The organism is Serinicoccus sp. CNJ-927 (assembly GCF_001942435.1).
Classification (GTDB): Bacteria; Actinomycetota; Actinomycetes; order Actinomycetales; family Dermatophilaceae; genus Ornithinicoccus; species Ornithinicoccus marinus.
In genome coordinates this window covers 1-24611 of record NZ_MKKF01000049.1, presented here as the reverse complement: position 1 = coordinate 24611, position 24611 = coordinate 1, and the positions used below count along the sequence as shown (strand labels likewise).

The window sequence follows — 24611 nt, the reverse complement described above, 5'->3', positions numbered from 1 at the left end:
AGCCGGTGGAGATCGCCATCCTGCTCGTGCTGCTCGCGGTCGTCGTGATCGCGGGCGAGGCGTTGTCCGAGCGCCTGGGCGCCCCGGCGCCGCTGCTGCTGACCGTCGTCGGGATCGCGCTGTCCTTCGTGCCGGGGGTGCCGGAGATCCCCCTCGAGCCTGAGATCGTGCTCATCGGGCTGCTGCCGCCGCTGCTCTACACCGCCTCGCTGTCGACCTCGCTGGTCGACATGAAGGCCAACCTTCGACCGATCATGCTGCTCTCGGTCGCCGCCGTGCTGGTGACGATGGTGGCGGTCGCCGTCGTCGTCCGGGCGCTGCTGCCGGACGTCGGCTGGCCGGTCGCGCTCGCGATCGGCGCGGTCGTCGCGCCCCCCGACGCCGTGGCGGCGACCGCCGTGGGCCGGCGGATCGGCCTGCCCCGCCGGGTCGTCTCGGTGCTCGAGGGCGAGTCGCTCCTCAACGACGCGACCGCCCTCGTGGCCCTGCGCACCTCGATCGCCGCGATGGCCGGAGGCGTGAGCGCCGGCGGGGTCGCCGGCGACTTCCTGCTGGCGGCCGGGGGCGGCGTGCTCGTCGGGCTGCTCGTCTACTGGGTCGTCGCCTGGGTGCGGCGACGGCTGCACGACCCGCTGCTCGACACGGCGGTCTCCTTCATCACCCCGTTCGCGGCCTACCTGCTGGCCGAGGAGATCCACGCCTCCGGCGTCATCGGCGTCGTCGTCGCCGGGCTGCTGCTGAGCCACCGGTCCTCGACCCTGCAGAGCGCGCAGGGGCGCATCACCGAGAGCACGACCTGGCGCACCATCTCCTTCCTGCTGGAGAACGTCGTCTTCCTCCTCATCGGGCTCCAGGCGCGGTGGATCGTGGAGGACCTCTCGGGCAGCGACCTGTCCGTCGGGACGATCGTCCTCGTGCCGGTCGCGGTGCTCGCCACGGTCATCGCGGTGCGGCTCGCCTGGGTGCACCTCACCCGGCCGCTGTTGGGCAGCCGGCTCGGGGACCGGCACGAGCCCGCCGGCGCGGCACAGACCACGCTCATCGGCTGGGCCGGAATGCGTGGCGTCGTCACCTTGGCGGCGGCCTTCATCCTCCCCGTCGACACGCCCTACCGCGACCTGCTGCTGCTCGTCGCCCTCACCGTGGTGGCGGGCACGCTGCTGCTGCAGGGGCTGACCCTGCCGGCCCTGACCCGCCTGCTCGGGGTGCGCCCGCCGGACCCGGCCGACGATGCCCTGGCCCGGGCCACGCTGCTGCAGCAGGCGGCGACCGCAGGGCTGGCGCGGCTGGAGGAGCTGGAGACGACGGACACCGTGGAGGTGGCCCGCACGATCCGCCAGCGCCTGGACCAGCGCACCTTCGCGGCCTGGGAGCAGCTCTCGACGACCGAGGGTCGGCAGACGCCCTCGGACGCCTACGCCGAGCTGCGCCGGGCGATGATCGAGGCCGAGCGCGAGCGCATCCTGCACATCCGCGCCAAGGGGAAGGTCCCCTCGCCCGTGGTGCGTCAGGTGCTGGGCATGCTCGACCTGGAGGAGTCGATGATCGACTCCTCGGCCAGCGCCCGGGAGGACATCCGGGCCACCGGCAGCGACGGGCACCTGCAGTGTCCCGAGCTGCGGGCCTACCCGATCGGACCGGCCGCCCCGGAGCCGCGCTGCGAGCTCTGCGCACAGGAGGGGCTGGAGGTCGTGGCCCTGCGCCAGTGCCGGGAGTGCGGCCACGTCGGCTGCTGCGACAGCTCCGCCGGCCAGCACGCCAGCGCCCACTTCCACGAGACCGGGCACCCGGTCATGCAGTCCGCCGAGCCGGGCGAGAGCTGGCGCTGGTGCTACGTGCACCACCTCGCGACCTGACTAGTCTGGCCGGGTGACCCACACTCCCTCCATCGTCGTGCTCTCGGAGAGCCACCTCGACACGCTGCTGTCGCAGTTCGCGCGCTACAGCGGCGAGTACGCCGTCATCCCCACCAGCACCCCGCTCGCCGCGAAGCAGCTGCTCGGCACGATGGTGGCCGACGGCATACCGGTGGCGCTGCTCGTCGTCGACCACCCGGTCTCCGGGGTCGAGACCGAGCACGTGCTGGCCAAGCTGCGCCTCCTGGTGCCCACCGCGCGGCGGATGGCGGTCTCGCACTGGGACCACTTCCGGCAGGGCGCGGTGGAGATGCGGACGCCGGTCGCCAACGGGGCCATCGACGCCTTCATGCTGCTGCCGCGGGGCAAGCGGGACGAGGAGTTCCACGTCGCCGTCGGTGAGCTGCTCAACGACTGGAACGCCACGGTCGCGACGCCCGAGGTGGAGTCGACGCAGATCATCACCCCCGAGCGGGACGCGCTCACCAACCAGCTGCTGGAGTACCTCACCCGGGTCGGGGCACCGACCGGGGTGCACGCGCCGGACAGCGAGGTCGGGCAGCAGGTGCTCGCCCGGATGGAGGCCGACGGGACCCCGGCATGGCCCGTCGTCGCGACCTTCGACCAGGTCGGCCCGGTCTCCTCCGTCCGCGACATGGCGACCCGGCTCTACGGCCGCCCCGACGAGATCGAGCAGGACCAGGTCGCCGATGTCGTGGTCGTGGGCGCCGGACCCGCCGGGCTCGCGGCGGCGGTCTACGCCTCCAGCGAGGGGCTGCGGACCGTGGTGCTGGAGTCCGAGGCCATCGGCGGCCAGGCGGGGACGAGCTCGATGATCCGCAACTACCTCGGCTTCCCCCGGGGCATCTCCGGTATGCGCCTCGGCCAGCGCGCGCGGCTGCAGGCGATCCGCTTCGGCACGCAGTTCTACACCGGGTGGCCGGCCGTCGAGCTGGTGCCGGGCGCCGACGGGGCGCCGCACCGGGTGGTCACCGAGGGCGGCGACGTCCTCGCGCGGGCCGTCGTCATCGCGACCGGGGTGGAGTACCGCCGCCTCGGCATCGAGTCGCTGGAGGAGCTCGTCGGTCGCGGGGTCCACTACGGGGCGGCCATGGCGGCCGCCCGTGAGATGGAAGGCCGGGACGTCGTGGTCGTGGGCGGCGGCAACTCGGCCGGGCAGGCGGCCGTGCACCTGGCCCGCTTCGCCCGGTCGGTGAGCGTCGTGGTCCGGCGCGACGACCTCAGCTCGACGATGTCGGCATACCTGATCCAGGAGCTGGACGCGAACCCCCGGATCACTGTCTACGGCCGGGCACAGGTCGTCGACGGAGGGGGCGATGACCGGTTGGAGTGGCTGGAGCTCGAGCACACGGACACAGAGCACCGCCAGCGGATCGAGGTCGGCGGGCTCTTCCTGCTCATCGGCGCCGAGCCGCACTGCGACTGGCTGCCGCCGGAGCTGGCCCTCGACGAGCGCGGCTTCGTGCTCACCGGGCGACAGGTGCCGCAGGAGCAGTGGCTCGAGGACCTGCCGCCGGCGCCGCAGACCACCAGCGTGCCCGGGATCTTCGCCGCCGGGGACGTCCGGGCCGGCAGCATGAAGCGGGTCGCCTCCGCCACCGGCGAAGGCGCCTCGGTCGTCTCGCTGGTCCACGGTTACCTGGACGAGCAGCGGCGCTGAGGCACGCCGTCGTCCGGGGTGCTCGACCACCGCGCCCGCCAGGATGATGACCGACGTCCGTCGCCGTCGCCGTCGTCGCCACGGCCGCGCTCGCGCTGGCGGCTGGCGGCCTGGCGCTCAGCCGAGAGGCCGGGCGTAGTCGACCACGACCGGAGCGTGGTCGCTGAGCCGGACCCCCCGGTGCTCCCGGTCGACGACCGCCGAGACGGCGCGGCGCGCCAGGCCGGGCGTCGCGAGCTGGTGGTCGATCCGCCACCCGGCGTCCCGGGCATACGCCTGCCCGAGCCAGGACCACCAGGTGTAGGGCCCCTCGACGCCCGGGTGCAGGCGGCGGACGACGTCGACGAGGGTGCGCGGCGAGAGCTGGGCGTCCAGCCACGCCCGCTCCTGCGGGAGGAAGCCCTCGGACTGCTGGTTGCGGCGCCAGGAGGCCACGTCGAGCCGGGTGTGCGCGAGGTTGAGGTCGCCGGTGAGCAGGAACTCCCGGCCGCGGGCGCGGGCCGCCCGGCGCGAGCGCGAGAGCTGCCGGGCGAAGGCGTCGAGGAAGTGCATCTTGCGGGCATACCTCGCGCCGCCGTCGGGCTCGTCCCGCATCCTCCCCGGCTGCTGCAGCTCGGCGGGCAGGCCTCCTTTGGGCAGGTAGAGACTGGCCACCGTCACCGCCGCGTCGGCCAGCTCGACGTCGACCTCGACGTAGCGGCCCTCACCGGCATACCGGGAGATCCCGCGCGCGAGGGTGCCGGGTGCGTCGGCGGCGACGAGGCCGGTCTGTCGGTCGCCGGGTCCGCGCAGGAGCACCTCGGCTCCCCAGGTGCGGACCGCGGCGGGGCGGCTGCGGGTGAGGACGGCGACCCCGTTGCGACCGGGGATCGACCCCGGGTCGTAGGCGACGTGGTAGCCGCCGAAGGCGTCCTCGGGCAGGTCCTCGACCCGGCACCGGACCTCCTGCAGCGTCACGACGTCGCAGTCGCGCTGCGCCAGCCAGTCGCCGAACCCGCGCCGCCGCGCGGCCCGGATGCCGTTGACGTTGACCGAGGCGACGCGGAGCACCCCGCGATGCTACGGGCCGGCCGAGCGGTCTGCGCCGACCGGCCGCACGGTTTGCGTCCGTCGACCTGCGGGCGCACCGTAGTCCTATGAGCGAACACCCCCACGAGGACGAGAGCGGCATCCGCGACTACACCCCCGAGCAGGAGGCGGAGGCCGAGATCAACCTCGACGAGCCGGACGCCACCGCGGACGTCGCCTGGAGCCCGCCGGACCGCCGACCGGTGAGCTCGGAGTTCGCCGACGACGACCGCGCCGAGGAGACCATCGACCAGCGGATCGCCCAGGAGCTGCCGGAGGAGGGCACCTCCTACGGCCGCCCCGAGACCGGGGGTGAGGACACCGCCCGGGAGCCGCAGACCGAACTGATCGGGGGCGAGGACCCGGACGCCATCCCCGCCGACCAGGACGTGCTCGGCGGACCCGCCGAGATGCCGACGACGCACCCCGAGGACTCGGCCGGCGAGCCGGCCGAGGAGGCGGCGCTGCAGGTCCGCGAGGGCGAGTGGGACGACGAGCGGCCCTGATCCGGTATGCCGCACGACCGGTCGGTCGTGGTGTCAGCAGGTGGCGAGCAGCATCGGCACCAGGGCATCGTTGAGGTCGTAGAGCGCGTCCTGCGCGAGCGTCTGGTCCCGCCCGGTCACGCCGAGCGAGAACTGGCGCGCGCCGTCCCGTGAGGTGAAGGTCAGGCTGAGGCTGCCCAGCGACCCGCCGTCGTGGCCGTGGAGGAACTCGCCGGGCCGGCACGGGTCAGGGATGGAGTACATCCCCAGCCCGTAGTTCATGATGGTGTCCGAGGACGGGGTGACCATCGCCTCGACGCTCTCCTGGGAGAGCAGCTCACCGGACATCAAGGAGCCGGTCAGGTCCTGCAGGTCCTCGACCGTGGCGACAGCGGCACCCGAGGCGCGGAAGACGTCCGGGTCGAAGGTCTCCAGCCCGATCCACCCCCGTCCGTCGACGAACATCGCCTCGTGCAGGGCGGCGCCCTGCATCCCCGGCTCGTCCGGGTAGCGCGTCTGGCCCATGCCTGCGGGCCGACGGATCCGCTCGGTGATGAGGGTCCCGACGTCGCTGCCGGTCGCCTCCTCCAGGAGCATCCCGAGCGCGACGTAGCCGGCGTTGGAGTAGAGGAACCCCTCCCCCGGCTCCAGCTCCCACTCGAGCGCGTTGACCGCGGCGATGTGCTCGGCGTCGGTGTAGTCCCGGCTCACCGCCGCGACGAAGGCGTCCCAGTCCTCGGGGTCGTCCCCCAGGTACGGCGCGATGAGCTCGCCGGTGCCCCGGGGCATACCCGAGGTATGGCTCAGCAGGTGCCGGATCGTGACCTCGGGGTGGTCCGGGAAGAGGCCGGGGATCACCTCCTCCACCGGGGTGTCGAGGGTCCAGGTGCCCGCCTCCACCTCCTGCATGACGAGGGTCGCGACGAGCATCTTGGTGTTGCTCGCCACGCGCAGCGGGCTGCGGTCGAGCGCCGGTGCGGCGCCGTCCAGGCTCCGCGTCCCGGCCGAGCCGGACCAGCGCAGCGTCGGGGTGTCCACCCGTGCGGTCACCCCGATGGCGCCGTCGGCCACGAGCTGCTCCAGCCCGGCGTCCAGGTCGGGGCGCAGGGAGCGGGGCAGCCGGTCGGTGCCGGGCACCCCCTGCGTCGCCGGCAGGTCTGCCGCCGTGGACCGCTGGGCCTGCGCCGCTGCCTCGCGGATCGACCGGCGCAGCTCGTCCTCGGGCTCGACCGTCACCGGCGCCGGCAGGGCGTCGGGCTGCGGCTGCTCCTGCGTGCCCGGCACGGCTCCCGCCGCGGCGGGGACGGCCGCCAGGGCCAGGGCGGCGATGCTGGTGGTGATGGTGCGTCGGTGCATGGTGTCCCTCCCAGATGTGGCTGAACCGATACCTCCCACCCTGCCCCCACCCGGGGCGCCGCGCCTCCGCCCGTGGCAGGAGATCACTCCTCCCACGGACGGAGATCGCGGCGGTCAGCGGGCGCCCACCCACTCCTGCAGGTGCTCGGCGGTCAGCGTCGACCCGTCCTGCACCATCTGGGCCGGGGTGCCCTCGAAGACGACCTCACCACCGTCGTGCCCCGCACCGGGACCGATGTCGATGACGTGGTCGGCGTTGGCCACGACGGCGAGGTTGTGCTCGATGACGACCAGGCTGTGCCCCTGGTCCACGAGGGTGTGCAGCATCTGGACCAGACGCTCGGTGTCCGCCAGGTGAAGTCCCGCCGTCGGCTCGTCGAGGACGATCGTGGTGCCCTTGCCCCCCAGCTGGGAGGCGAGCTTGAGCCGCTGCCGCTCGCCGCCGGACAAGGTCGTGAGCGGCTGACCGAGGCGCAGGTAGCCCAGGCCGACGTCGACCAGCCGCGCCAGGATGCCCTGCGCCTTGCCCGAGGTGAAGACCTCCGCGGCCTGCGCGATCGAGAGGTCGAAGACCTCGGCGATGGTGAGCCCGTGCAGGGTGTGCTCGAGCACGTCCTCGCGGAAGCGTCGCCCCCCACAGGTCTCGCACTGCGACGGGCCGCCGACGAGCATGCCCTGCTCGGGGTAGATGACGCCCTGGCCGTTGCACGCCGGGCAGGCCCCCTCGGAGTTGGGCGAGAAGAGCGCGGCCTTGACGCCGTTCTCCTTCGCGAAGGCCGTGCGGATCGGGTCGAGCAGCCCGGAGTAGGTCGCCGGGTTGGAACGGCGCGAACCGCGGATCGCGGACTGGTCGACGATGAGCACGTCCTCACGTCCGCTGAGCGAGCCGTGGACCAGCGAGCTCTTGCCGGACCCTGCGACACCGGTCACCGCGACGAGCACGCCGGTCGGGATGTCGACGTCGACGTCCTTGAGGTTGTGCGTCGCGGCGCCGCGGATGTGGATCGCCCCGGTCGCGGACCGCAGCTCCTCCGGGTCGCGCAGCGGCATACGGTGGTCGAGGTAGTGCCCGGTGACCGTGTCGGAGGCCCGCAGCCCTGCGACGTCGCCCTCGAAGGTGATCGAGCCGCCGTCGTTGCCGGCGCCCGGGCCGATGTCGATGACGTGGTCGGCGGCCTCGATGACCTCGGGCTTGTGCTCGACCACGAGGATCGTGTTGCCCTTGTCGCGCAAGGACTCCAGCAGCGCGATCATCCGGCGGATGTCGTGCGGGTGGAGACCGACGGTCGGCTCGTCGAAGACGTAGGTGACGTCGGTGAGCGCGCTGCCGAGCTGCCGGATCATCTTGACCCGCTGCGCCTCACCGCCGGACAGGGTCCCGGCCTCCCGGTCGAGGGAGAGGTAGCCCAGCCCGATCTCGGTGAACGAGTCGAGCATCGCCGCGAGGTTGCTGACCAAGGGCGCGACCGAGGTGTCCGGTATGCCGCGCACCCACTCGGCGAGATCACTCACCTGCATCGCGGTGCACTCGGGGATGGTCGTGCCGGCCACCGTGGCCGTCCGCGCCGCCTCGTTGAGCCGGGTGCCGCCGCACTCGGTGCACGGACCGGTGGTGGCGACCCGCTCCTTGAAGTCGATCATGTGCTTCTGCTTCGGCTCCCTGTCGCCGAAGAGGGTGCGCCGGATCCGCACGACCAGGCCCTCGTAGGTGAGGTTGATCCCGGCGAACTTCACCTTGGTCGGCTCCTGGTACATCAGCCAGTGCCACTCCCGCTCGGAGTAGTCCCCCAGGACCTTGTCCATGTCGAGCTTGCCGTCGGCGGCGGCCCCCTCGTCGCCGTACATCTTCCAGCCCCAGGTGCCCACGCCGTAGCCGGGCACGAGGATCGCACCGTCGTTGAGCGAGAGGGACCGGTCGACGACGACGTCCTCGTCGATCGCGGCCTGCTGCCCCAGCCCCTCGCACACCGGGCACATGCCGCCGATGAACTCGAAGGTCGCGACCTCTCCCTTGGGCGGCTTGCCGTCCTTCTCGACGACGAGCCGGCCGCTGCCGCTGGCCGAGGCCTGGTTGAAGGAGAAGGCCGAGCTCGGGCCGACGTGCGGCTCGGAGAGCCGGCTGAAGAGGATCCGGAGCAGGGCGTAGGTGTCCGTCGCGGTGCCGACGGTCGACCGGGCGTTGGCACCGAGTCGTTCCTGGTCGACCACGATGGCCGCCGAGAGCCCGTCCAGCTCCTCCACCTCGGGGCGGCTCGTGACCGGCATGAAGGACTGCAGGAAGGCGGAGTAGGTCTCGTTGATCAGGCGCTGGCTCTCCGCGGCGACGGTCCCGAAGACCAGGCTCGACTTGCCCGAGCCGGAGACACCGGAGAACACGGTCATCCGACGCTTGGGGATGTCGACGTCGACGTCCTGGAGGTTGTTGACCCGGGCGCCACGGACCCTGATGACGTCGTGACTGTCAGCAGGATGCATGCGCTGATCGTGCCACGCGCTCGCGACCGGAGGGGCCTGATATCTGGACGCACGGGGCGTCCGGTCCGGACGCCGCGGTTCCGGGACTCCCTGAGCCGCCGGTGACCCGTCCGTATCCGAGTGGTGCCGCCCCGCTCTGAGAGGGTGAGCACAGGCATACCCGCCGCGAACCCGCAGGAGGCGCACCGATGAACGCCGACGAGCTGTCTGTCGCGACCTTCAACCTCTACAACCTGAACCTGCCCGGCGGCCCGATGTACCAGGACGCCGACGGCTGGAGCACCGAGGAGTATGCCGCCAAGGTCGCCTGGTCGGCGCGCCTGTTGCGCGAGCTGGCACCCGACGTCCTGGGGGTGCAGGAGCTGTGGCACGCCGACGCGCTGGCCGAGGTGGTCACCCAGGCCGGGATGGACGAGGACTACGAGCTGCTCGCCGCACCCGCGACCGGTGCCAGGATCGTGTGCGGGGCGCTGGTGCGGCGGGACCTGCTCGTCCCGGACTCGGCGCGGTGGATCGAGGACTTCCCCGACGACCTGCGGCTGACCTCCTCCGGTGAGGACCCGCAGACCCCGGAGATCGACGTGGCCATCCATGGCTTCTCCCGACCGGTGCTCCGGTTCGAGATCGCCCCGCGCGAGGACGAGCCGCCGACCGCGGTCTACGTCTGCCACTTCAAGTCCAAGGCGCCGACCCAGATCTGGCGGGAGGGGTGGTACAACGCCGACCGCGACCGCTACAAGCCGCACACCACGGCCATCGGGGCGGCGCTGTCCACCATCCGGCGGACCGCCGAGGCGGCCGCGCTGCGGGTGATCCTCACCGCGGAGACCAAGGGCACGGTGACGCCGGTGATCGTGCTCGGCGACGTCAACGACGGGCAGCACTCCAACACCCTCAACATCCTCACCGAGCAGCCCCGCTACCTCGTGGGCGAGTCACGTGGCGGGGGCGACATCGCCCTCTACACGGCGCAGACGCTGCAGCAGTACCGCGACACCCGCGACGTCTACTACACGCACGTCTACCAGGACCTGCGCGAGTCGCTGGACCACGTCCTCGTCTCCGAGCAGTTCTACGACCACTCCTACCGGCGGCGCTGGCTCTTCGACGGGCTCGTGATCTACAACGACCACCTCAACACCGAGGACCACAAGGCCGACGGGACCGCGGACCACGGCATCGTGCTCGTGCGCTTCGCCCACAACCCGGCCTGACCTGGGGGTATGCGCGGGGCTTGCCTTGCGCTAAAGGGGTGAGGTTATCCTTACCTCATGGCGAGCACCCCACCGGTCGTCGGGCCGCAGCTGGACCCCCGCGCCGCGACGACCCGGTCGACGGCCGCGCGGCTGCTCGACGGCGCCGGTCGCGCCACGGTCGTGGCCTACCGCGAGGACGCGGGACGACCGCATCAGGTGCTCGCGCACGGGCTCACCCCGGCCGACGTCCTGGCCGTCGCGCTCCCCACCGCCTGCCTGGCGGAGGGCGAGGGCTGCCACGAGGTCCGGCTGCGGATCGACCAGCACGGCGCCGACCCTCGGCTGCGGGTCTCGACGGCCAGCGTGCACACCCTCGCGCACCTGCGGCTCGTGGAGGACGTGGAGCTCGGCCGGTTGGCCGCCCTGGGGCTCCTCCCGACCGAGGTCGGGTGGGCCGCCGAGGCCGGGGCCCGGGTCGCGCTGCTCGCGCTCGACCGCGTGCTCCTGCACGACCAGGGAGGGGTCACCCCCCTGGCGTTCGCCGAGCTGGTCTGCTCGGACCGCTTCCCGCACCGGTCGCAGGAATGGCTCTGCCACGAGATCGCGCAGGCGGTCGACGACCCCGCGGCCGTCGTGGCGCAGGTCTGCGCCGGCGACCGGGCCGGGGTCGTCGGCCAGGGACACCCCACCCCGGCGTCGGTGCGACCCTATGTCGGCGAGACGGTGCTGGCCGACGTCGACGGGACCGGCTGCACGTGGCTACGCATCGACGCCGACCGGACGCGGACGGTCTTCGTGCCCTTCGACGCACCGGTCCGCGACCTCGATCAGCTCGAGGCCGCGGTGACCGGTCTGGGTCAGCCGGCGGTGTAGCTCAGGCAGTTGGCGGTGTCCCCGCCGACGGTGATGGCCTCGGCCGTGCACATGAGGTCCTTGTTGTGCGCGCACTCCAGTCGCTGGCAGGCACCCACGTGCCCCTCGGCGACGGGCAGGCCCCCGCGCACGTCCAGCTCGACGAAGGTGCCGCACGAGGCGCCGCCGGAGTCACCGGCGATGGTGACGGCCTCGGCGCTGCACCCACCGTTGTTGTAGGCGCACGCGGTCGCGGCGCACGAGGTGATTGCGGTCATGGTGGCCATGGTTCTGGTCCTTTCTCGTCGGTCAAGGAAGTGTTTCCGACACCATGACGGTAGGGCTGTCGGGACGCGGCCCACAAGGACATCGCACCTGATCGGACAAAGGGGAAAAGGGCATTCTCCTTTGACGCCGAGGCGCCGCGCAGGTGCGGCTGCGGACATTTCGGATGATTTCGCTGACGCATTCATGCGCCTTCCGGATGAGGGCGTGCTCAGGGCGAGCGCCGGAGCGGGCAAGATGGGGGCATGAGCTACGACATCACCCTGTGCCCACGGGATGCGGGGCAGAGCTGGGAGGACGCGCTCGCCGCCGCAGACGCCGAGGACTCCGGCAGGGAGGCCGACGAGCAGGCGCTCACCGAGGGCGTGGAGACGTTCCGCCGGATCGAGACCCGGCTGCGCGAGGTGCTCAGCGGCGAGCTCGAGACCTGGGTGGCCGAGGAGACCGGCGGCGACGTCTACGGCGAGCTGACGGCGCCCCGGACCGGCATCCAGGTCGAGCTCTTCGACGGCTCCGCGGCGGTGAGCCTGGGTGAGCGCGAAACCGGCGAGGAGCCCTCCGAGGACTCGGGCCCCGATCGTGCACAGGTGCTCGAGGAGGCTCGTCGCGCCGTGGGGATCGTCGCCGCGGAGACCGGCTACCAACCCTTCGACCACCAGACCGAGGAGCCCTTCGATGGGACCTTCCGCGAGGGGGCGCCTCGCGCGGAGCCTGCCGAGGCACGGCAGGTCAGACCGGGATCGCCCGGCCCTCGGCGGCCGAGATCGCGCGGCGGGACCCCGCCAGCCTGCGCCGCCGTGGCTGGGTCTACCTCGTGCTCGGCGTGGCCATCACCGTCTTCGCCGCCAACCGGCTCGCCTCCGGGGAGAGCGGGGTGCTGACGATCTTGCTGCTCGTGATCGGGATCCTCGACCTGCTCGGCGGGCTGTTCCTGCTGTCCGTCGGCCGCCGCGCCGCCGAGGACGAGCGCACCCGGCTCGGTGGCCCGGGGGAGTCGGGGACGGGTCCGGACGCGGCAGGGACCACCCCGGGCTGAGGACGCCGACCCGCCGGCAGCGGGCTCAGCCCCACCCCGAGAGGTCGTCCGGGACGTCGACGGCATACCGGCGCAGCAGCTCCAGCGGCACCAGCTCGAGCACCTGCTCATGGGTGCTGGCGAGCACCACCGGGGCCGCCCGTCCCTCCTCGTGGGACTGCAGCCAGCGCAGCGCCACCACGCACCAGCGGTCCCCCGGCGTCAGGCCGGGGAATCCCCAGCTCGGACGCGGTGTGAGCAGGTCGTTGCCGACCGAGAACTGGTGCGCCAGGAACTCCTCGGTCACCACGGCGCAGATCCCGTGCACGCCGACGTCCTGCGGGGTGACCTCGCAGCACCCGGACCGGGTGAAGCCCGTCACCGGGTCGGTGCCGCACTCCCGCAGCGGGGTGCCCAGGACGTTGCGCATGCCGCCAGCATTTCACGCCGACGACCGGGCGACCGGCAAAGGACGGCCCCGGCGGGAGATCCCCGGTCGGTGTCCGCACCGAATCACCCGGGTGACCGGCGAATGACCGCCCCGGCGGGATTTCCCCGGTCGGCTGGCCTCTCAGCCCTGCTCCACCCGGGCGTCGAGGGCCTGCAGCTGCGCCAGCCCGGCCCGCACGACCCGCTCGTCCCCGCTGCGCAGCTTGGCGACGGCGCTGCGCACCTCGCCCGGCCGCAGCCCCGCCTCCTTCGCCTGCCGCAGGTGCGCCCTGCTGTCCAGCCTCAGCTCCAGCACCGCCCGCGCCTGCTCCCGCACGTCGGGCGGCGGTGCAGGCGTGGCCTGCTGCGTCGCCATCCGGGCGGCCGGCATCGTCGACCCGACGAGGGCCGGGGCGACGGCGGCGGCATAGGCCTGGTTGCCCGGACGGTTGGGGTGGAAGGACTCGTCGATCGGGAAGGACAGGTTGTTGATCCAGGGCTGCGTGTCGCACACGGCGTGGCCGGCGAAGTCGTCCCGCACCTCGACGTAGGTGAAGCCGGAGGCGGTGGAGCGGTCGGCGATCATCTCGTCGAGCTCGGCGGTGCCGTCGTTGAGCCGGGCCATCTCGCCGCGCGAGAAGAAGGTCAGCCAGCTGCAGTCCCGGCCGTTGAAGAGGTACGGGTAGCCGGCGACGGCGACCGTGGCGTCCGGAGCCCGGTCGTCGATGGCGCCGTAGACCTCGTCCAGCCGACCGGGCAGCTCGGTCCGCAGGACGACGAGCGCGTCGTCGATCTCCCCGTCGCAGTCGCTGATCCACCCGGGGAGGGCGCACTCGGTGAGCACGTCGGCGAAGCGACGTCGTTGCCGCCGATCGTCACGGAGACCTGGCCGGTCCCCGGGCCCAGCGTGTCGAGCTGGTCGGCGAGCACATCGGCCGTCTCCGCCCCGGAGCACGCCTGGTAGTCCAGGTCCAGGCCCTTCGCCCGGGCGACGAGCTCGGGATATCCCCGCGGCGAGCGGTAGCACGAGTCCGTGCGGTCGAAGGTGCCCGTCCCCGCCGAGAAGCTGTCGCCGAGGGCGACGTAGGCGGAGCTGGCGGCCGAGGACGGGGTGACCGCGAGGGTGGCGCCCATCGCGAGAGCGCTGGCGGTGGCGAGAAGGGTCCGTGTCGTCGTTGACATGGGCCCAGCCAAGCACAGCCGGCCGATCGGTGCGGCGCAGCGCTCACCAGCAGCGATGTGGTCGCCAGGGATGATGAGGGCCCGCGGCATCGCCTCGTCGACGGCGTCCGGGCCACGCGACCGCGCGTCGAGACCGCCCCTCGCCGCACCTCCCGTGGGTTGAGCGCCGACCTCGACCCGCACCATACTCAGCAGGGACCGTGACGGGAAGGGTGAGGGCCATGCCGATCCACGGATCGCTGTTCGAGGAGTTCAAGGAGACCGAGGCGCGGGACCAGTTCACCCGCCAGAGCAGCAAGATGCTCAAGGTGCGGATGGACTACGGGCCGGTCATGGCGAGGACCGGCTCGATGGTGGCCTACCAGGGCGACATCCGCTTCGCCAACAAGGGTTCCGGCGGGCTGAGCAAGATGTTGAAGTCCTCGCTCACCGGCGAGGGCGTCCCGATCATGGAGTGCAGCGGACAGGGGGAGCTCTTCCTCGCCGACGAGGCGGCGGACATCCAGGTGCTCTACCTGGAGGACGACATGGTGTCGGTCAACGGCGCCAACGTGCTCGCCTTCTCCTCCTCGATCGACTGGGACATCCACCGGGTGTCGGCCCGTGGCGGGATGATGGCCGGTGGGCTGTTCAACGTCTCGCTGCGCGGCAGCGGGTATGTCGCGATCACCACCAAGGGCGAGCCGATCGCGCTGGACGTCTCGACCCCGACCTTCGCCGACGCGCAGGCGGTGGTGCTCTGGACCCAGGCGGTCCGGATGCAGATCCGCACCGACACCGGCGGGATCGGCTCGATGCTGCGCGGGGGGACGGGCGAGATGGTGCAGATGGCCTTCTCCGGCCAGGGGCACGTGCTCGTGCAGCCCGCGGAGAATGCCGCGAACACCGGCTCCGGGGAGCGTCGCAGCAGCGGGCTCAGCGACTTCCTCAGCTGAGGCCCGGACCGGACCCTCCGGCGGCGACAGCGCGATCGATCACGACGTCTTGCCTTCTCTCACCCCCACGCTAGAGAGGTGTATACCTCGTCATCGACCGGTCCGCAGATCCGCGAAGCGCACCCGCGCGTCCTCGGTGTAGAGCCCGATCGCGCCCTCGGTGTAGGGCCGCTCGGTGTCGGTCACCTCGGCGAGCTGCTCCCCGTCGACGGAGACGGACATCACGCCGTCGGCCTGCTCCACCTCGACCCGGTAGTCGGCGCCGATCGGGAACCGGGGCTCGGTGCCGCTGGCGAGGAAGCGCTGGTTGCCCGGGTAAGCCGGGTCCTGCTTGCTCACCTCCCAACCGTTCGGCTTGAGCACCACGGCGTAGAAGTGCTCGGGATCCTGGTAGTTCCACAGGACCCAGGCCACCTCCCACGGGTTGGGATCCCCCTCGCGCACCTGCTCCTGCGTGCTCGCCGTGATCGCGAGGTCCGTCCCGGCGGGGTGGGCCTGTGTCGTCACGACCAGGCCGCCGTGCGTGACGTCGGCGGAGGCGGCGTGACGCGGCTCGAGCAGCACCCCGTCGCCGTCGGGGCGGACGACGCCGTGCCCGTCGAAGACCACGCGCCACCCGTCGTGCTCGCTCCCCTCCTCCCACGCCTGCCCGGAGGCGCAGCCGGCGAGCAGCAGCAGCGCCAGGACCCCGAGGAGGCCTCGGCGCAGGCTCACGACGTCGACCCGCCGGTATGCCCGGCCGCCACCGGCTCCTGCTCCGCGCCGGTCAGTCGCTCGGTCTTCGCCCACCCGGTGCGGCCGCGCAGGGTGCGCCCGACGGCGCGCCAGCCGGCGGCATACCAGAGCATGCAGTAGACGACGTAGAGGTGCGCGAGGGCGAGCGCGGCGAGGAGGGACAGACCCGGCTCCCGGCGTCGGTAGAGCAGCGTGAGCACGATGGTCGGGCCGACCGCGAAGACGTAGGAGCTGAGCCACCACCAGCTCGGCTGGAGCTCCCCGGTGGCCACGTCGGTCGCCAGGTCGAGCACCCAGGCGACGAAGGCGACGCTGAACAGTGAGGCGACGAGGAGCAGGAACGGGCTGGTCAGGTGGTAGTAGAGGTCGACCCGGGCCGCCCCCCGCAGCGACTCCAGCACGCGGGGCACGAGCGCCCAGGACTGCAGGTGACCCTGGAACCACCGCGTCCGCTGCCGCACCCACCGGCCCAGGTCGACCAGGCCCTGCTGGTGCACCGCCGTGTCGCTGGAGAAGTCGAGCAGCCAGCCCGCGGTCAGCAGGCGGACCCCCAGGTCCAGGTCCTCCGACAGGGAGCGGGTCCACGGCGCGGGTCCGAGGCTCATGAGCGCCGAGAGCCGCACGAACTGGCCGTTGCCGCCGAGCCCGACGCTGCCCAGGTGGCGCCGCCCGCGCTGGAAGACATCGGTGTAGAGCACGAACTCCATGTCCTGCATCCGCGCCAGCAGGTGCGCCTGGCGGTTGTTGATCCGCACGCCGATCTGCACGCCGCCCAGGACGGGGTCGACGAACTTCGGCAGGACGGCGTGCAGGCTCTGCTGCTCCAGCCGACCGTCGGCGTCCACCACGCAGACGACCGTGCCGTCGGGGTCGTAGTCACGGCCCAACCCGCCGGCGAGCAGGTGGGAGACCGCGGCGTTGAGCGCCTCGCCCTTGCCGAGCCTGGCCTCGGGCGCGACGCGCTGCAGCAGGTGCACCCGCGGGTCGGTGAACGAGCGCACCACGTCGGCCGTGCCGTCGGACGAGCCGTCGTCGACGACCAGGACGGTCGTCCGGGGGTGCGGGAGCGCCAGGAGCCGGTCGATGCCGCCGCCCACGACGAGCTCCTCGTCGAGGCACGGGATCAGGAAGACCACGTCGAAGCCCGGGTCCTGAGCCAGGTCGACCTGCGGCTGCACGGTGTGCGCCGGGTCGCGGCGCGAGAGCACCAGCATCCGCACCAGGTAGATCGCGCTGACCAGCACCAGCAGCACGGCCAGCGTTGCCACCGGGTCCATCGGCAGCTCCCCCGTGGTCAGCACGGTCAGGCCGCCCGCTTGAGCACGGGCGCAGCCACGGGCAGGGAGGTCACGGGGGCGGGCGCAGCGGTGGCCGGCTGCGGGCGGGGCGCGCGGGGCGGCCGTCCGACGAGGGCGACGGCGGAGGCGAGGAGGTAGCCGACGTAGAGCAGGGCCGCGCTGAGGAGCGCGACCCGACCAGTCGTGGCCAGGACCGCGTCGAGCGCGGACAGGGCAGGGTGCAGCAGATCCGTCATGGGGACAGTCCTTCGTCACTGGAGGGATCGATCCGACCCAGGTCCGTCACCTGTGGAGATCCCGATGTGACTCAAGAGTAACGAGACCCGGTGCCTCGAGGGAAGTTGAAGTATCAACTATTTTGCTCTCTTTGGGGTGACTCTCGTCACACCCCATCGACATACAACCGAATGGTTGTATATTGCTACCATGGACCGGACGGGCGAGGACCGCGCTGACGCGATGTTCCACGCGCTCGCCGACCGCACGCGACGCGACATCCTGCGGCGCGTGCTGGCGGGCGAGCACTCCGTCTCGGCCCTGGCGGAGGACTACGACATGAGCTTCGCCGCCGTCCAGAAGCATGTCGCCGTGCTGGAGCGCGCCGGCCTGCTCACCAAGCGTCGCAGCGGCCGGCAGCAGCTCGCCAGCGGCGACGTGGAGGCCGTGCGCTCGGTCTCCTCGATGCTCGCCGAGCTCGAGACCCTCTGGCGCGGTCGCATCGATCGCATCGACACCTTCCTCAAGGAGCACTGACATGCCCGTCACCGGCGTCACCACCGACACCGAGACCCGGACCGTCACCATCACCGCGGAGTTCGCCGCACCGGTCGAGCGCGTGTGGCAGCTGTATGCCGACCCGCGCCAGCTGGAGCAGGTCTTCGGCCCGCCGACCTATCCCGCGACCTTCGTCGAGCTGAGCTGCGGGCCGGGACCACGACGAAGTACTACATGACGAGCCCCGAGGGCGAGCGGTTCGGCGGCATGTGGGAGGTGACCGAGGTCGAGGAGCCCCGCCGCTTCGCCTTCGAGGACCGCTTCGCGGACGCGGAGAGCTGGCAGCCCGCCGAGGGCATGCCCGTCTCCCGCAACACCTACGCCTTCGAGGAGCACGACGGCGGCACCCGCGCCACCTTCACCTCGGTCTACGAGAGCGCCGAGGCGCTGCAGCAGGTGCTCGACATGGGCATGGAGCAGGGCGCCACCGAGTCGATCAACCAGATCGACGCCTTCCTCGCCGCCTGACCCGCGGCTGCCGGGTATCCCTCAGATGCGCTCGTCGGCCTGCACGGACTGTGCGAAGGCGGCCATCGAGGGGTACTCGGCCAGGTAGGTCCACGCCGCCTCCGGCTCCGGGGTGGCACCCCACCCCGGACGGTCGTGGCGACGGTTGATCCATACCGAGTCCAGGTCGTGCGCCGCCGCCGGGACGTGGTCGTGGAAGAGGCTCTGCGCCACGTGCAGGTGCTCCTCGACCGGGATCTCCAGGTCGTCGAGCACCTTGCCCAGGGCGTGGAAGTGCGGGTCTACGGGCTTGTAGGCGCCGACGTCCTCGGCAGTGACGACGGCCGTGGTCCGAATCCGGAGCTGGCGGTTGCTCGCGGCGAAACCCGCCCGGTGCACGTTGGACGGATGATCAGGTCGAAGTGCTCGGCGAGGCTGGCCATCGCGGCGCGGGAGTCCGAGAAGGCGGGCCAGTCCGGCACCGAGCCGCCGAGACGCTGTGCCCAGTCGTCGTCGACGCGGGACCCGAGCGCCCGGCCCGTGCGCCGGAAGGCCTCGGCGAGCACCCGTGGGTATGCCTCCCGCGGTCGCTCGCGCATCACCGCCGCCTCGTGCCCGGCATACGTGCGCAGCAGGGCCTCGTCGTCGAGATCCAGACCCTGCTCGGAGGCCCAGGGACGGTCTGCGACGGGGTCGACGCGGTGCGCCGCGCCTCCCGCGACCAGCTGCGCACCGGCGCCCACCACGTCAAGCTCATGCTCTCCGGGGGCGTGGCCTCCCCGACGGACCGGGTGGACTCGCTGCAGTTCTCGGCCGACGAGATCGAGGCGGTCGTGGAGGAGGCCACCAACGCCAACCGCTACGTCACCGGGCACGCCTACACCGCACGGGCGGTCAACCGCGGGCTGGAGCTGGGTCTGCGCTGCATCGAGCACGGCAACCTCATCGACGCCTCCAGCGTCGAGCTGTTCCGCGAGCACGACGCCTTCCTCGTGCCGACCCTCGTCACCTACGAGTACCTCCAGAAGGAGGGCGCCGACGCCGGGCTGCCCCCGGCCAGCCAGGCCAAGGTGGGCGAAATGCTCGAGGCCGGCCTGCACGCGCTGGACCTCGCCAGCCGTGGCGGGGTGAAGATCGCCCTCGGCACCGACCTGCTGGGGTCGATGCACCGGCACCAGAGCGAGGAGTTCCGGATCCACGCGCAGGTGCAGTCACCGGAGGACATCCTGCGGTCGGCGACCCTTGTCGGTGCCGAGCTCCTGGAGCAGACGGGCACCCTCGGTGTCGTGGCCGAGGGGGCGGCGGCCGACCTCGTGCTGCTGCGCGCCAACCCGCTCGAGGACGCCCAGGTCCTGGCGTCCCCGGAGCGGCACGTCCGGATGGTGGTCCAGGGCGGACGTGTGGTGCACGAGGGCTGATCACCGGGCCGGTGGACGGGCGCCGCGCGGCGCGAGAGGCTGGGGTATGGCCGACGTCCAGGTGACCAGGAACGACGAGCAGACGCGCTACGAGGCACGGATCGACGGTGAGCTGGCCGGGTTCGCGGAGTACCAGCTGACCGACATCCTCGTGGTCTTCACGCATACCGAGGTCGACGGTGCCTTCGAGGGGCAAGGCGTCGGCAGTGCGCTGGCCCGGTACGCCCTCGACGACGTCCGTGATCAGGGCACCCGCCGGGTCCTCGCCATCTGCCCCTTCATCAAGGGGTGGATCGACCGTCACCCCGACTACGCGCCCTTGCTCTACGGCTCGCCGGGCTGAGACGCGCTGCTAACCTCCTGCTCCGGTGACGAAACACCACGTCAGGAGGGGTCATGGCCGGTGACGACGAGGTCGTCATGGTGAACAACACCTACAAGGACGCGCTGGAGAGCGCACGGTCGTCCAGCGTGGACCCCGCAGCCCGGCTGGAGGACGCCCTGTCCGCCGCTCGTCGCGCCATGGACTCCGGCGCCTGGGAGGGGCCGATGGGTGAGGACTTCTCCGGCGAGCTCGACACCTACCGGACCAAGATCAACGACGCGGGGCCGGCGGCCATCGACGCCTTCGACGCGGCGATCGCCGCCCAGCCCGAGCGCGTGCCCTCGACGGCCTGGCAGGTGCGCTGGCAGCGCATGGGCCCGCGGTAGGCCCCGGACATGGCCCTCGTCAGCATCGACATCGGCGCCATGGAGGACCTGGTCTCCGACCTGACCTCCGCCCGCGACGACCTGCCCTTGGACGTGAGCACCGTCAAGGGACGGCTCGATCACGTGATGCTCAGCACCGAGCCGGTGTCCGGCGTCGACTTCGGCGCCGAGATCTGGGCCTGGATGGATGATCGGGTCCGCGACCTCGCCCGGCGGCTGGCCCTGGCGCGCCTCATCGCGGGCAGCACGCCGGGCGTCCCCGGCGTGGGTGTCGTCGAGATCGACGAGAGCTACGTCAGCGACCTGTCCGAGGCGAAGGTCGATGCCCTCGCCGACGAGGTCGAGACGATGATGGAGCCGAGCCTGTCCGGCGAGCCGAGGGACATCGACCCGCGGTTGCTCGAGATCCTCGCCGAGCACGGCCACGACCCCTACTTCGCCAAGGCCGTCGCGGACCGGGTGCCTCCCGGCGTCCTCGACGCCTACCTCCGGGAGCTCAACTCGACCCGGGGTTACCACGTCCGCACCGCGGAGGAGGCCACCGACTTCGACACCGACTACAACGCGCTGCTCAACGGTCTGGGCCTGACCTACGGTCTCGCGTCGCAGGGCGAGGGCGACCTGGAGGTCCCGGGGATGGGGGAGGCCTGGGCCGACCACATCGAGCAGGCGCCTCCTTCGAGCGGCACGGCGCAGCGGCTCAGCCTGGTGATCTCGCGCGGCACCTTCTCCACCGACCTCCTCGGCACGGTGCACGAGCGGATGGTCGAGCTCGAGGGGGATGGCGGGGCGGAGTACTGGACCCCCGGCGACTTCGTGTTCGACCCGGACCCCGCCAAGAGCCCCGGCAGCAACCTGGTCATGGACCCGTTCGGCGCGCTCTACCAGGGCATGGGCAACAACCCCGAGGCGCTGCAGCAGGTCTTTGCCGAGGGCGAGACGGTCACCGTGGAGACCGACGACGGCCCGATGGAGGTCGACGCCCGCCTGTGGGAGACGCTCCGGTACCGCGGGATGGACGAGTATGCCGTCACCCAGCTCGTGACCGGGCTGCAGTCGGGTCTGGCCGCGCCACCCGTCGAGGGCTCGCAGGCGTGGCAGCCGGGTCTGGTCGAGGACCTGGAGGGAGCGGTCGCCGCGATCGAGCGCGAGGCCAGGATCGCCGAGGAGAACAAGCCGCCATGGTGGTCCCAGGCGGGACACCTCGTGCTCGACGTGGTCGGGATGCTGCCCCTCGTGGGGGAGCCCGCCGACCTCCTCCACGGGCTCTGGTACACGGCGGAGGGCAACTACGTCGACGCCGGCTTGTCCGCCGCCGGCGCGGTGCCGATCGTCGGCTGGTTCTCCGTCGGAGGGAAGTGGGTCAAGCGCGCCCTCACGGTGGACGAGCTCGCGACGATCGAGCGGCTCGCCGACAACGGCACCGACATGTCCCGCCTGCTGCCCGGCGGCAGGCTGCCCACCTCGGCCGACGAGCTCGCGGACCCGGCGAACTACGGGCGGGACAACTTCCTCACGCCGGCCGAGCTGCGCCGCTTCGAGGACCGCCCGTGGCTGCAGAACATGGTGGCCGGCAACCGCTTCGACACCTACATGGCGCCCACTTACCAGCACAACCAGGTCTACCTGCAGGCACCGGGCGGGTCGGGCTACGTGCGGCTGGACAGCTATGTGCCGGGCGATCTGATCGTCTCCCGCAAGCTCACCCAGCTCGGGAGCATCGAGACCAGGCAGGCCCGCGCCTACATCGACGAGCTGGTGACCAAGTACCCGGACGGCGCGACGGTCGCCGACGTACCCTCGACGCGGGCGTCCGGCCTAGCGGGTCAACGGCTGGAGGGTGAAATGGTGCTGCAGGTGCCACCACAGGCCGGAGGGACGATCCCGGACGAGGTCGCGGAGTACGCCTTCGAGAACAACGTCCGTATCGTCGACGTCAACGGCTTCGACTACACCGCCCACCTCTACCCCTGAGAAGAGAGCGATGACGTACCGCTACGGACGTGACTGGCATCCGGTCCTGCGCAAGCCGATCCAGGAGATCACGGAGGCCCAGGCCCGAACACGCTTCAGCAACGGCCCCTCCTTCTGCGTGAGCAAGGTCCCTGACGCCTCTGGTGGTGTCGTGCCGGACTACACGCTGAAGATCAATCCCGAGGGCATGTACGTCGGCTCCATCTTCTACGACCGGTTTGGCTCAGAGGTGAAGAAGTATCACTTCGATGAGGACCCCGGTCGTCCCGAAGAGTTGTTCCTCCGGGAGGTCGTCGTCACTGTCTACCCCGACGGGCAGGACAAGTGGCTCTCCCTCCGGGACTCCAAGGCGCACAGATCCTTGCTCTTCCAGCCGGACGGGCGAGCCCGCTCCTACTTCGCGGTCAAGGGAGAGGCTGCCGCCAAGGTCGAGGAGTTCACCGGCGTCGACGTCTCGCCCCACTGGGTCCCGATGATCACGTTCGGCGACTGGGACCGGTTCGGCGAGCACCGCGAGCCCGACCTGCCCGGCTGAGGCGAGCAGCGGGCGGTGTCATCTCCCGGCTCGGGTGAAGGGATCCGGGCCGTTCTCCATCGCGGTGCCGGCGGAACCCGCGGCAGGCTCAGGCCGTCGGACCGAGTCGTGCTCGAGAGAGGTGTCTGCCATGGTCGGTCGACGCGCACCATGCCACGGGCGACGCTGGGCTGCGAGCGCGTCCTCGGTCGTCGTCACCGCCGCGCTGGCGTCCTGCGGTATGCCCTCGTGGCGATGACCCCGGAGGCGACCCGCGCTACCTCTCGGTCGGCCGAGATCTCGCCGACTCCGACGGCACGTCCTGCTATCTCATCCACCAGGTCGTGCCGCGCGAGGGCTGAGCCCTGTCCCGTGTCAAGGAAGTGGCAGGGTTTCGCCCTCGGGAAAGTTGGGTGTGCCGGGGTCGGCCAGGCCCAGGTGCACGTCCCGGGGCCGGTTCCAGGAGAGTGCTTCGTGGGGCCGGACGGTGTTGAACTCGGCGCGGAAGTCCTCTCCGTGCTCGACCAGGTCGTGGATGTCGTCGATCTGCTCCCTGTAAAGCCGCTCGTACTTCAGCGACTGGAACGCCCGCTCGCGCACCCCGTTCTGCCCAGGAGTCCTGACCCGGGTGCGGACATGGTCCAGCTCTGGGGTGTTCTCGATCAGGGCCGCGAAGGTGGCTGAGCGGAACGGGCCACCGTTGTCGGTCACCAACGTGATGGGCACGACCTCCCCGGTGACGGGGTCGGTGAGGTACTCCAGCAGGTCCAGCCCCTCAGGCAGCATCGAGGCCGCCTCCGCCAGCGCGAGCTCGACCGCGGCGACCGCGTCGTGCTTGTTCGCGGTCGGTGACCAGTGCCACCCGAACTCGTACTTGGACCAGTAGTCCGCGATCCCCGCGACTCGCCAGGTCCCGCCCTTGGCGGTCTCGTACTCGGAGAAGTCGAACTGCCAGACCATGTTCGGACCCGTCGGGGTCTTGGCGAACGCGGCCTTGCGCTGCTGGGCCAGGTCACGACGTTCCCGCTGGTAGTCCGCCTTCAGCAACAACCCGGCGTCGTCCAGGATCCGCGCCGTGGTCGACATCGACACCCGGTGGCCGCCGTGGCGGGCCATGGCCCAGATCTTGCGGTGGCCCCACGCGGCGTGCTTGGCCGCCAGGCGAGTGATCACCTCCCGGGATGCCTCGCGGGCCGCTGCGGCCAGGGCCCCTTGGCGGGGCGCCCGGCGCGGGCGTGGGCCTGCCAGCGACGGTAGGTCCGTTCGGGGATGCCGACCAGTGCGCAGAACCTCGTGGTCGGCATCCCCGCCTCGGTACGGATTACCTCGAGGTCCTCGAAGGGCCCAGGCGGCCCTCAGCGCTCTTCTTCCACACCCGCGCCTCAAGATGGGCCTCACCCAATGCGGTGGTCAGCTCGGCGATCTCCGCCTCCAGCTGCTCCTCCCGGGTCGAGGGACCGGTCCGGCCCGAGGCCAGCGCGGTTCGTCCCGCCTCCAGGAACTCAGCCTTCCAGCGGCCGATCGACTGCTCGGAGACCTTCTCCTTGCGCGCCGCTTCGGCGATGCTCATCTCGCCTGCCAGGACACTCAGCACGATCCTGGTCTTCTTCTCCGCCGGGATCACAGGTGGTCGACCCATAGGCCATCTCCTCCTCGGTCACGCCGATCATGCCCTCATAACCGGTCTGCCAAGAAGTTTGAGACGCGACAAGATCACTCTCCAACTCCAGACGGAAGGCTGATGCGGCGGCTGGGACGTGTGCGCTCCGTCCCGTTGACCGGCACTGGCCGGGGATCCGCGGAGGTTTCGGCCCTCCTGGGGCGATCGGGAGTGTCCGACTAACGGTGTAAGTGGCGTTTTCATGGTCAGCGGTCCTGCGCCGTAGGCATGCGGTCGGCGAAGGTGATGGCGAAGGCGTTCAGGG

28 protein-coding genes and 1 pseudogene are annotated in these 24611 nt (G+C 71.6%); 16 read left to right on the top strand and 13 right to left on the bottom strand.

Translation table 11 applies throughout. The features are described from left to right. The first annotated feature begins 5 nt into the window (after nt 1-5). Nucleotides 6-1856 carry a Na+/H+ antiporter gene (locus BJF86_RS13370; RefSeq protein ID WP_075819667.1) on the top strand — a complete coding sequence of 617 codons (1851 nt, stop codon included), beginning with the start codon at nt 6-8 and terminating at the stop codon, nt 1854-1856. A gap of 13 nt (nt 1857-1869) precedes the next feature. Further along, nucleotides 1870-3537, top strand: a complete 1668-nt coding sequence (locus tag BJF86_RS13365; protein ID WP_075819665.1) for an NAD(P)/FAD-dependent oxidoreductase — start codon at nt 1870-1872, stop codon at nt 3535-3537. A 117-nt stretch (nt 3538-3654) separates the two neighbouring features. Here BJF86_RS13365 and BJF86_RS13360 read toward each other — a convergent pair whose 3' ends face one another. Continuing rightward, on the bottom strand, nt 3655-4587 hold the full coding sequence (locus BJF86_RS13360) for an exodeoxyribonuclease III (RefSeq protein ID WP_075819663.1): 933 nt from the start codon (nt 4585-4587) through the stop codon (nt 3655-3657). A gap of 86 nt (nt 4588-4673) precedes the next feature. On the opposite strand from BJF86_RS13360, the gene BJF86_RS13355 reads away from it, so the two are divergent. Next, on the top strand, nt 4674-5111 hold the full coding sequence (locus BJF86_RS13355; protein WP_075819661.1) for a hypothetical protein: 438 nt from the start codon (nt 4674-4676) through the stop codon (nt 5109-5111). Nucleotides 5112-5144: 33 nt separating this feature from the next. Here the strand turns inward: BJF86_RS13355 and BJF86_RS13350 are convergent, their stop codons facing one another. After that, nucleotides 5145-6446 (bottom strand): serine hydrolase domain-containing protein, encoded by a 1302-nt coding sequence (locus BJF86_RS13350; RefSeq protein ID WP_075819659.1) that lies wholly within the window; start codon nt 6444-6446, stop codon nt 5145-5147. Nucleotides 6447-6560: 114 nt separating this feature from the next. Beyond that, nucleotides 6561-8921 carry an excinuclease ABC subunit UvrA gene (locus BJF86_RS13345; RefSeq protein WP_075819657.1) on the bottom strand — a complete coding sequence of 787 codons (2361 nt, stop codon included), beginning with the start codon at nt 8919-8921 and terminating at the stop codon, nt 6561-6563. A 188-nt stretch (nt 8922-9109) separates the two neighbouring features. On the opposite strand from BJF86_RS13345, the gene BJF86_RS13340 reads away from it, so the two are divergent. Next, a complete protein-coding gene (locus BJF86_RS13340; protein WP_075819653.1) occupies nt 9110-10135 on the top strand; it encodes an endonuclease/exonuclease/phosphatase family protein in 1026 nt (341 codons plus the stop codon). Between the two features lie 57 nt (nt 10136-10192). Further along, on the top strand, nt 10193-10990 hold the full coding sequence (locus tag BJF86_RS13335; RefSeq protein ID WP_075819651.1) for a hypothetical protein: 798 nt from the start codon (nt 10193-10195) through the stop codon (nt 10988-10990). Here BJF86_RS13335 and BJF86_RS13330 read toward each other — a convergent pair. Further along, nucleotides 10975-11256, bottom strand: a complete 282-nt coding sequence (locus BJF86_RS13330) for a DUF1540 domain-containing protein (RefSeq protein WP_022923413.1) — start codon at nt 11254-11256, stop codon at nt 10975-10977. The two genes, BJF86_RS13335 and BJF86_RS13330, sit on opposite strands and share 16 nt — an antisense overlap. A 243-nt stretch (nt 11257-11499) precedes the next feature. Here BJF86_RS13330 and BJF86_RS13325 point away from each other — a divergent pair, with 243 nt between their 5' ends. After that, nucleotides 11500-12135: a hypothetical protein gene (locus tag BJF86_RS13325; protein ID WP_075819649.1), complete on the top strand. Its 636-nt coding sequence runs from the start codon at nt 11500-11502 to the stop codon at nt 12133-12135. Continuing rightward, the gene (locus BJF86_RS13320) at nt 12129-12290 is read left to right on the top strand and encodes a hypothetical protein (protein WP_158068422.1); all 162 of its coding nucleotides are present in this window, start codon (nt 12129-12131) and stop codon (nt 12288-12290) included. The genes BJF86_RS13325 and BJF86_RS13320 overlap by 7 nt, the downstream gene beginning before the upstream one ends. A gap of 25 nt (nt 12291-12315) precedes the next feature. On the opposite strand, the gene BJF86_RS13315 is transcribed toward BJF86_RS13320, so the two are convergent. From BJF86_RS13315 to BJF86_RS19060, 3 genes and pseudogenes are all read right to left on the bottom strand, one after another. Further along, nucleotides 12316-12699, bottom strand: a complete 384-nt coding sequence (locus BJF86_RS13315) for a DUF2237 family protein (protein WP_022923415.1) — start codon at nt 12697-12699, stop codon at nt 12316-12318. A 141-nt stretch (nt 12700-12840) separates the two neighbouring features. Then, nucleotides 12841-13542, bottom strand: a complete 702-nt coding sequence (locus BJF86_RS19065) for a hypothetical protein (protein ID WP_237768227.1) — start codon at nt 13540-13542, stop codon at nt 12841-12843. A gap of 53 nt (nt 13543-13595) precedes the next feature. Then, nucleotides 13596-13832 (bottom strand): annotated as a pseudogene (locus BJF86_RS19060) (SGNH/GDSL hydrolase family protein); the annotation flags it as partial. Between the two features lie 269 nt (nt 13833-14101). Here BJF86_RS19060 and BJF86_RS13300 point away from each other — a divergent pair. Then, the gene (locus tag BJF86_RS13300; RefSeq protein ID WP_075819641.1) at nt 14102-14815 is read left to right on the top strand and encodes an AIM24 family protein; all 714 of its coding nucleotides are present in this window, start codon (nt 14102-14104) and stop codon (nt 14813-14815) included. A 90-nt stretch (nt 14816-14905) separates the two neighbouring features. On the opposite strand, the gene BJF86_RS13295 is transcribed toward BJF86_RS13300, so the two are convergent. Genes BJF86_RS13295 through BJF86_RS13285 form a run of 3 tightly spaced genes read right to left on the bottom strand, consistent with a single transcriptional unit; the run spans nt 14906 to nt 17084 of the window. Then, on the bottom strand, nt 14906-15529 hold the full coding sequence (locus tag BJF86_RS13295; protein ID WP_075819639.1) for a calcium-binding protein: 624 nt from the start codon (nt 15527-15529) through the stop codon (nt 14906-14908). Continuing rightward, entirely contained in the window at nt 15526-16827 is a 1302-nt protein-coding gene (locus tag BJF86_RS13290; protein ID WP_075819903.1) for a glycosyltransferase family 2 protein, read from the bottom strand. Before BJF86_RS13290 ends, BJF86_RS13295 begins: the two co-directional genes overlap by 4 nt. 26 nt (nt 16828-16853) lie before the next feature. Beyond that, a complete protein-coding gene (locus BJF86_RS13285; RefSeq protein ID WP_075819635.1) occupies nt 16854-17084 on the bottom strand; it encodes a hypothetical protein in 231 nt (76 codons plus the stop codon). Between the two features lie 190 nt (nt 17085-17274). Here BJF86_RS13285 and BJF86_RS13280 point away from each other — a divergent pair, with 190 nt between their 5' ends. The 3 genes from BJF86_RS13280 to BJF86_RS19050 are packed head-to-tail and all read left to right on the top strand — an operon-like array spanning nt 17275 to nt 18090. Further along, a complete protein-coding gene (locus BJF86_RS13280) occupies nt 17275-17601 on the top strand; it encodes an ArsR/SmtB family transcription factor (protein WP_075819633.1) in 327 nt (108 codons plus the stop codon). Between the two features lies 1 nt (nt 17602). Next, a complete protein-coding gene (locus BJF86_RS19055) occupies nt 17603-17800 on the top strand; it encodes an SRPBCC family protein (protein ID WP_237768226.1) in 198 nt (65 codons plus the stop codon). Continuing rightward, a complete protein-coding gene (locus BJF86_RS19050) occupies nt 17797-18090 on the top strand; it encodes an SRPBCC family protein (RefSeq protein ID WP_237768225.1) in 294 nt (97 codons plus the stop codon). The genes BJF86_RS19055 and BJF86_RS19050 overlap by 4 nt, the downstream gene beginning before the upstream one ends. A gap of 21 nt (nt 18091-18111) precedes the next feature. Here BJF86_RS19050 and BJF86_RS18200 read toward each other — a convergent pair whose 3' ends face one another. After that, nucleotides 18112-18468: a hypothetical protein gene (locus tag BJF86_RS18200; protein WP_075819631.1), complete on the bottom strand. Its 357-nt coding sequence runs from the start codon at nt 18466-18468 to the stop codon at nt 18112-18114. A 212-nt stretch (nt 18469-18680) separates the two neighbouring features. Between BJF86_RS18200 and BJF86_RS13265 the strand changes: the two genes are divergently transcribed. Genes BJF86_RS13265 through BJF86_RS13245 form a run of 5 tightly spaced genes read left to right on the top strand, consistent with a single transcriptional unit; the run spans nt 18681 to nt 22707 of the window. Beyond that, entirely contained in the window at nt 18681-19487 is an 807-nt protein-coding gene (locus BJF86_RS13265; protein ID WP_237768224.1) for an amidohydrolase family protein, read from the top strand. Nucleotides 19488-19533: 46 nt separating this feature from the next. Then, the gene (locus BJF86_RS13260) at nt 19534-19830 is read left to right on the top strand and encodes a GNAT family N-acetyltransferase (RefSeq protein ID WP_075819629.1); all 297 of its coding nucleotides are present in this window, start codon (nt 19534-19536) and stop codon (nt 19828-19830) included. 53 nt (nt 19831-19883) lie between these two features. Continuing rightward, the gene (locus tag BJF86_RS13255) at nt 19884-20198 is read left to right on the top strand and encodes a hypothetical protein (RefSeq protein WP_075819627.1); all 315 of its coding nucleotides are present in this window, start codon (nt 19884-19886) and stop codon (nt 20196-20198) included. Nucleotides 20199-20207: 9 nt separating this feature from the next. Then, nucleotides 20208-22172, top strand: a complete 1965-nt coding sequence (locus BJF86_RS13250) for a hypothetical protein (protein ID WP_075819625.1) — start codon at nt 20208-20210, stop codon at nt 22170-22172. 10 nt (nt 22173-22182) lie between these two features. Beyond that, nucleotides 22183-22707: a hypothetical protein gene (locus tag BJF86_RS13245; RefSeq protein ID WP_075819623.1), complete on the top strand. Its 525-nt coding sequence runs from the start codon at nt 22183-22185 to the stop codon at nt 22705-22707. A 354-nt stretch (nt 22708-23061) separates the two neighbouring features. On the opposite strand, the gene BJF86_RS13240 is transcribed toward BJF86_RS13245, so the two are convergent. Then, nucleotides 23062-23859, bottom strand: coding sequence for an integrase core domain-containing protein (locus BJF86_RS13240; protein WP_237768223.1), 798 nt, complete (start codon nt 23857-23859; stop codon nt 23062-23064). A 148-nt stretch (nt 23860-24007) separates the two neighbouring features. Continuing rightward, entirely contained in the window at nt 24008-24325 is a 318-nt protein-coding gene (locus tag BJF86_RS13235; protein ID WP_075813249.1) for a helix-turn-helix domain-containing protein, read from the bottom strand. Between the last annotated feature and the right edge of the window lie 286 nt (nt 24326-24611).

Excerpts from the sequence above, each read along its gene's own strand:
- BJF86_RS13340 (WP_075819653.1), top strand. The coding sequence starts at position 9,110 with ATGAACGCCGACGAGCTGTCTGTCGCGACCTTCAACCTCTACAACCTG.
- BJF86_RS19050 (WP_237768225.1), top strand. The coding sequence starts at position 17,797 with ATGACGAGCCCCGAGGGCGAGCGGTTCGGCGGCATGTGGGAGGTGACC.
- BJF86_RS13330 (WP_022923413.1), bottom strand. The coding sequence starts at position 11,256 with ATGGCCACCATGACCGCAATCACCTCGTGCGCCGCGACCGCGTGCGCC.
- BJF86_RS13290 (WP_075819903.1), bottom strand. The coding sequence starts at position 16,827 with ATGGACCCGGTGGCAACGCTGGCCGTGCTGCTGGTGCTGGTCAGCGCG.
- BJF86_RS13345 (WP_075819657.1), bottom strand. The coding sequence starts at position 8,921 with ATGCATCCTGCTGACAGTCACGACGTCATCAGGGTCCGTGGCGCCCGG.
- BJF86_RS13255 (WP_075819627.1), top strand. The coding sequence starts at position 19,884 with ATGGCCGGTGACGACGAGGTCGTCATGGTGAACAACACCTACAAGGAC.
- BJF86_RS13245 (WP_075819623.1), top strand. The coding sequence starts at position 22,183 with ATGACGTACCGCTACGGACGTGACTGGCATCCGGTCCTGCGCAAGCCG.
- BJF86_RS13260 (WP_075819629.1), top strand. The coding sequence starts at position 19,534 with ATGGCCGACGTCCAGGTGACCAGGAACGACGAGCAGACGCGCTACGAG.
- BJF86_RS13315 (WP_022923415.1), bottom strand. The coding sequence starts at position 12,699 with ATGCGCAACGTCCTGGGCACCCCGCTGCGGGAGTGCGGCACCGACCCG.
- BJF86_RS13250 (WP_075819625.1), top strand. The coding sequence starts at position 20,208 with ATGGCCCTCGTCAGCATCGACATCGGCGCCATGGAGGACCTGGTCTCC.
- BJF86_RS13235 (WP_075813249.1), bottom strand. The coding sequence starts at position 24,325 with ATGGGTCGACCACCTGTGATCCCGGCGGAGAAGAAGACCAGGATCGTG.
- BJF86_RS13335 (WP_075819651.1), top strand. The coding sequence starts at position 10,193 with ATGGCGAGCACCCCACCGGTCGTCGGGCCGCAGCTGGACCCCCGCGCC.
- BJF86_RS13355 (WP_075819661.1), top strand. The coding sequence starts at position 4,674 with ATGAGCGAACACCCCCACGAGGACGAGAGCGGCATCCGCGACTACACC.
- BJF86_RS13285 (WP_075819635.1), bottom strand. The coding sequence starts at position 17,084 with ATGACGGATCTGCTGCACCCTGCCCTGTCCGCGCTCGACGCGGTCCTG.
- BJF86_RS13350 (WP_075819659.1), bottom strand. The coding sequence starts at position 6,446 with ATGCACCGACGCACCATCACCACCAGCATCGCCGCCCTGGCCCTGGCG.
- BJF86_RS13300 (WP_075819641.1), top strand. The coding sequence starts at position 14,102 with ATGCCGATCCACGGATCGCTGTTCGAGGAGTTCAAGGAGACCGAGGCG.
- BJF86_RS13325 (WP_075819649.1), top strand. The coding sequence starts at position 11,500 with ATGAGCTACGACATCACCCTGTGCCCACGGGATGCGGGGCAGAGCTGG.
- BJF86_RS19055 (WP_237768226.1), top strand. The coding sequence starts at position 17,603 with ATGCCCGTCACCGGCGTCACCACCGACACCGAGACCCGGACCGTCACC.
- BJF86_RS13280 (WP_075819633.1), top strand. The coding sequence starts at position 17,275 with ATGGACCGGACGGGCGAGGACCGCGCTGACGCGATGTTCCACGCGCTC.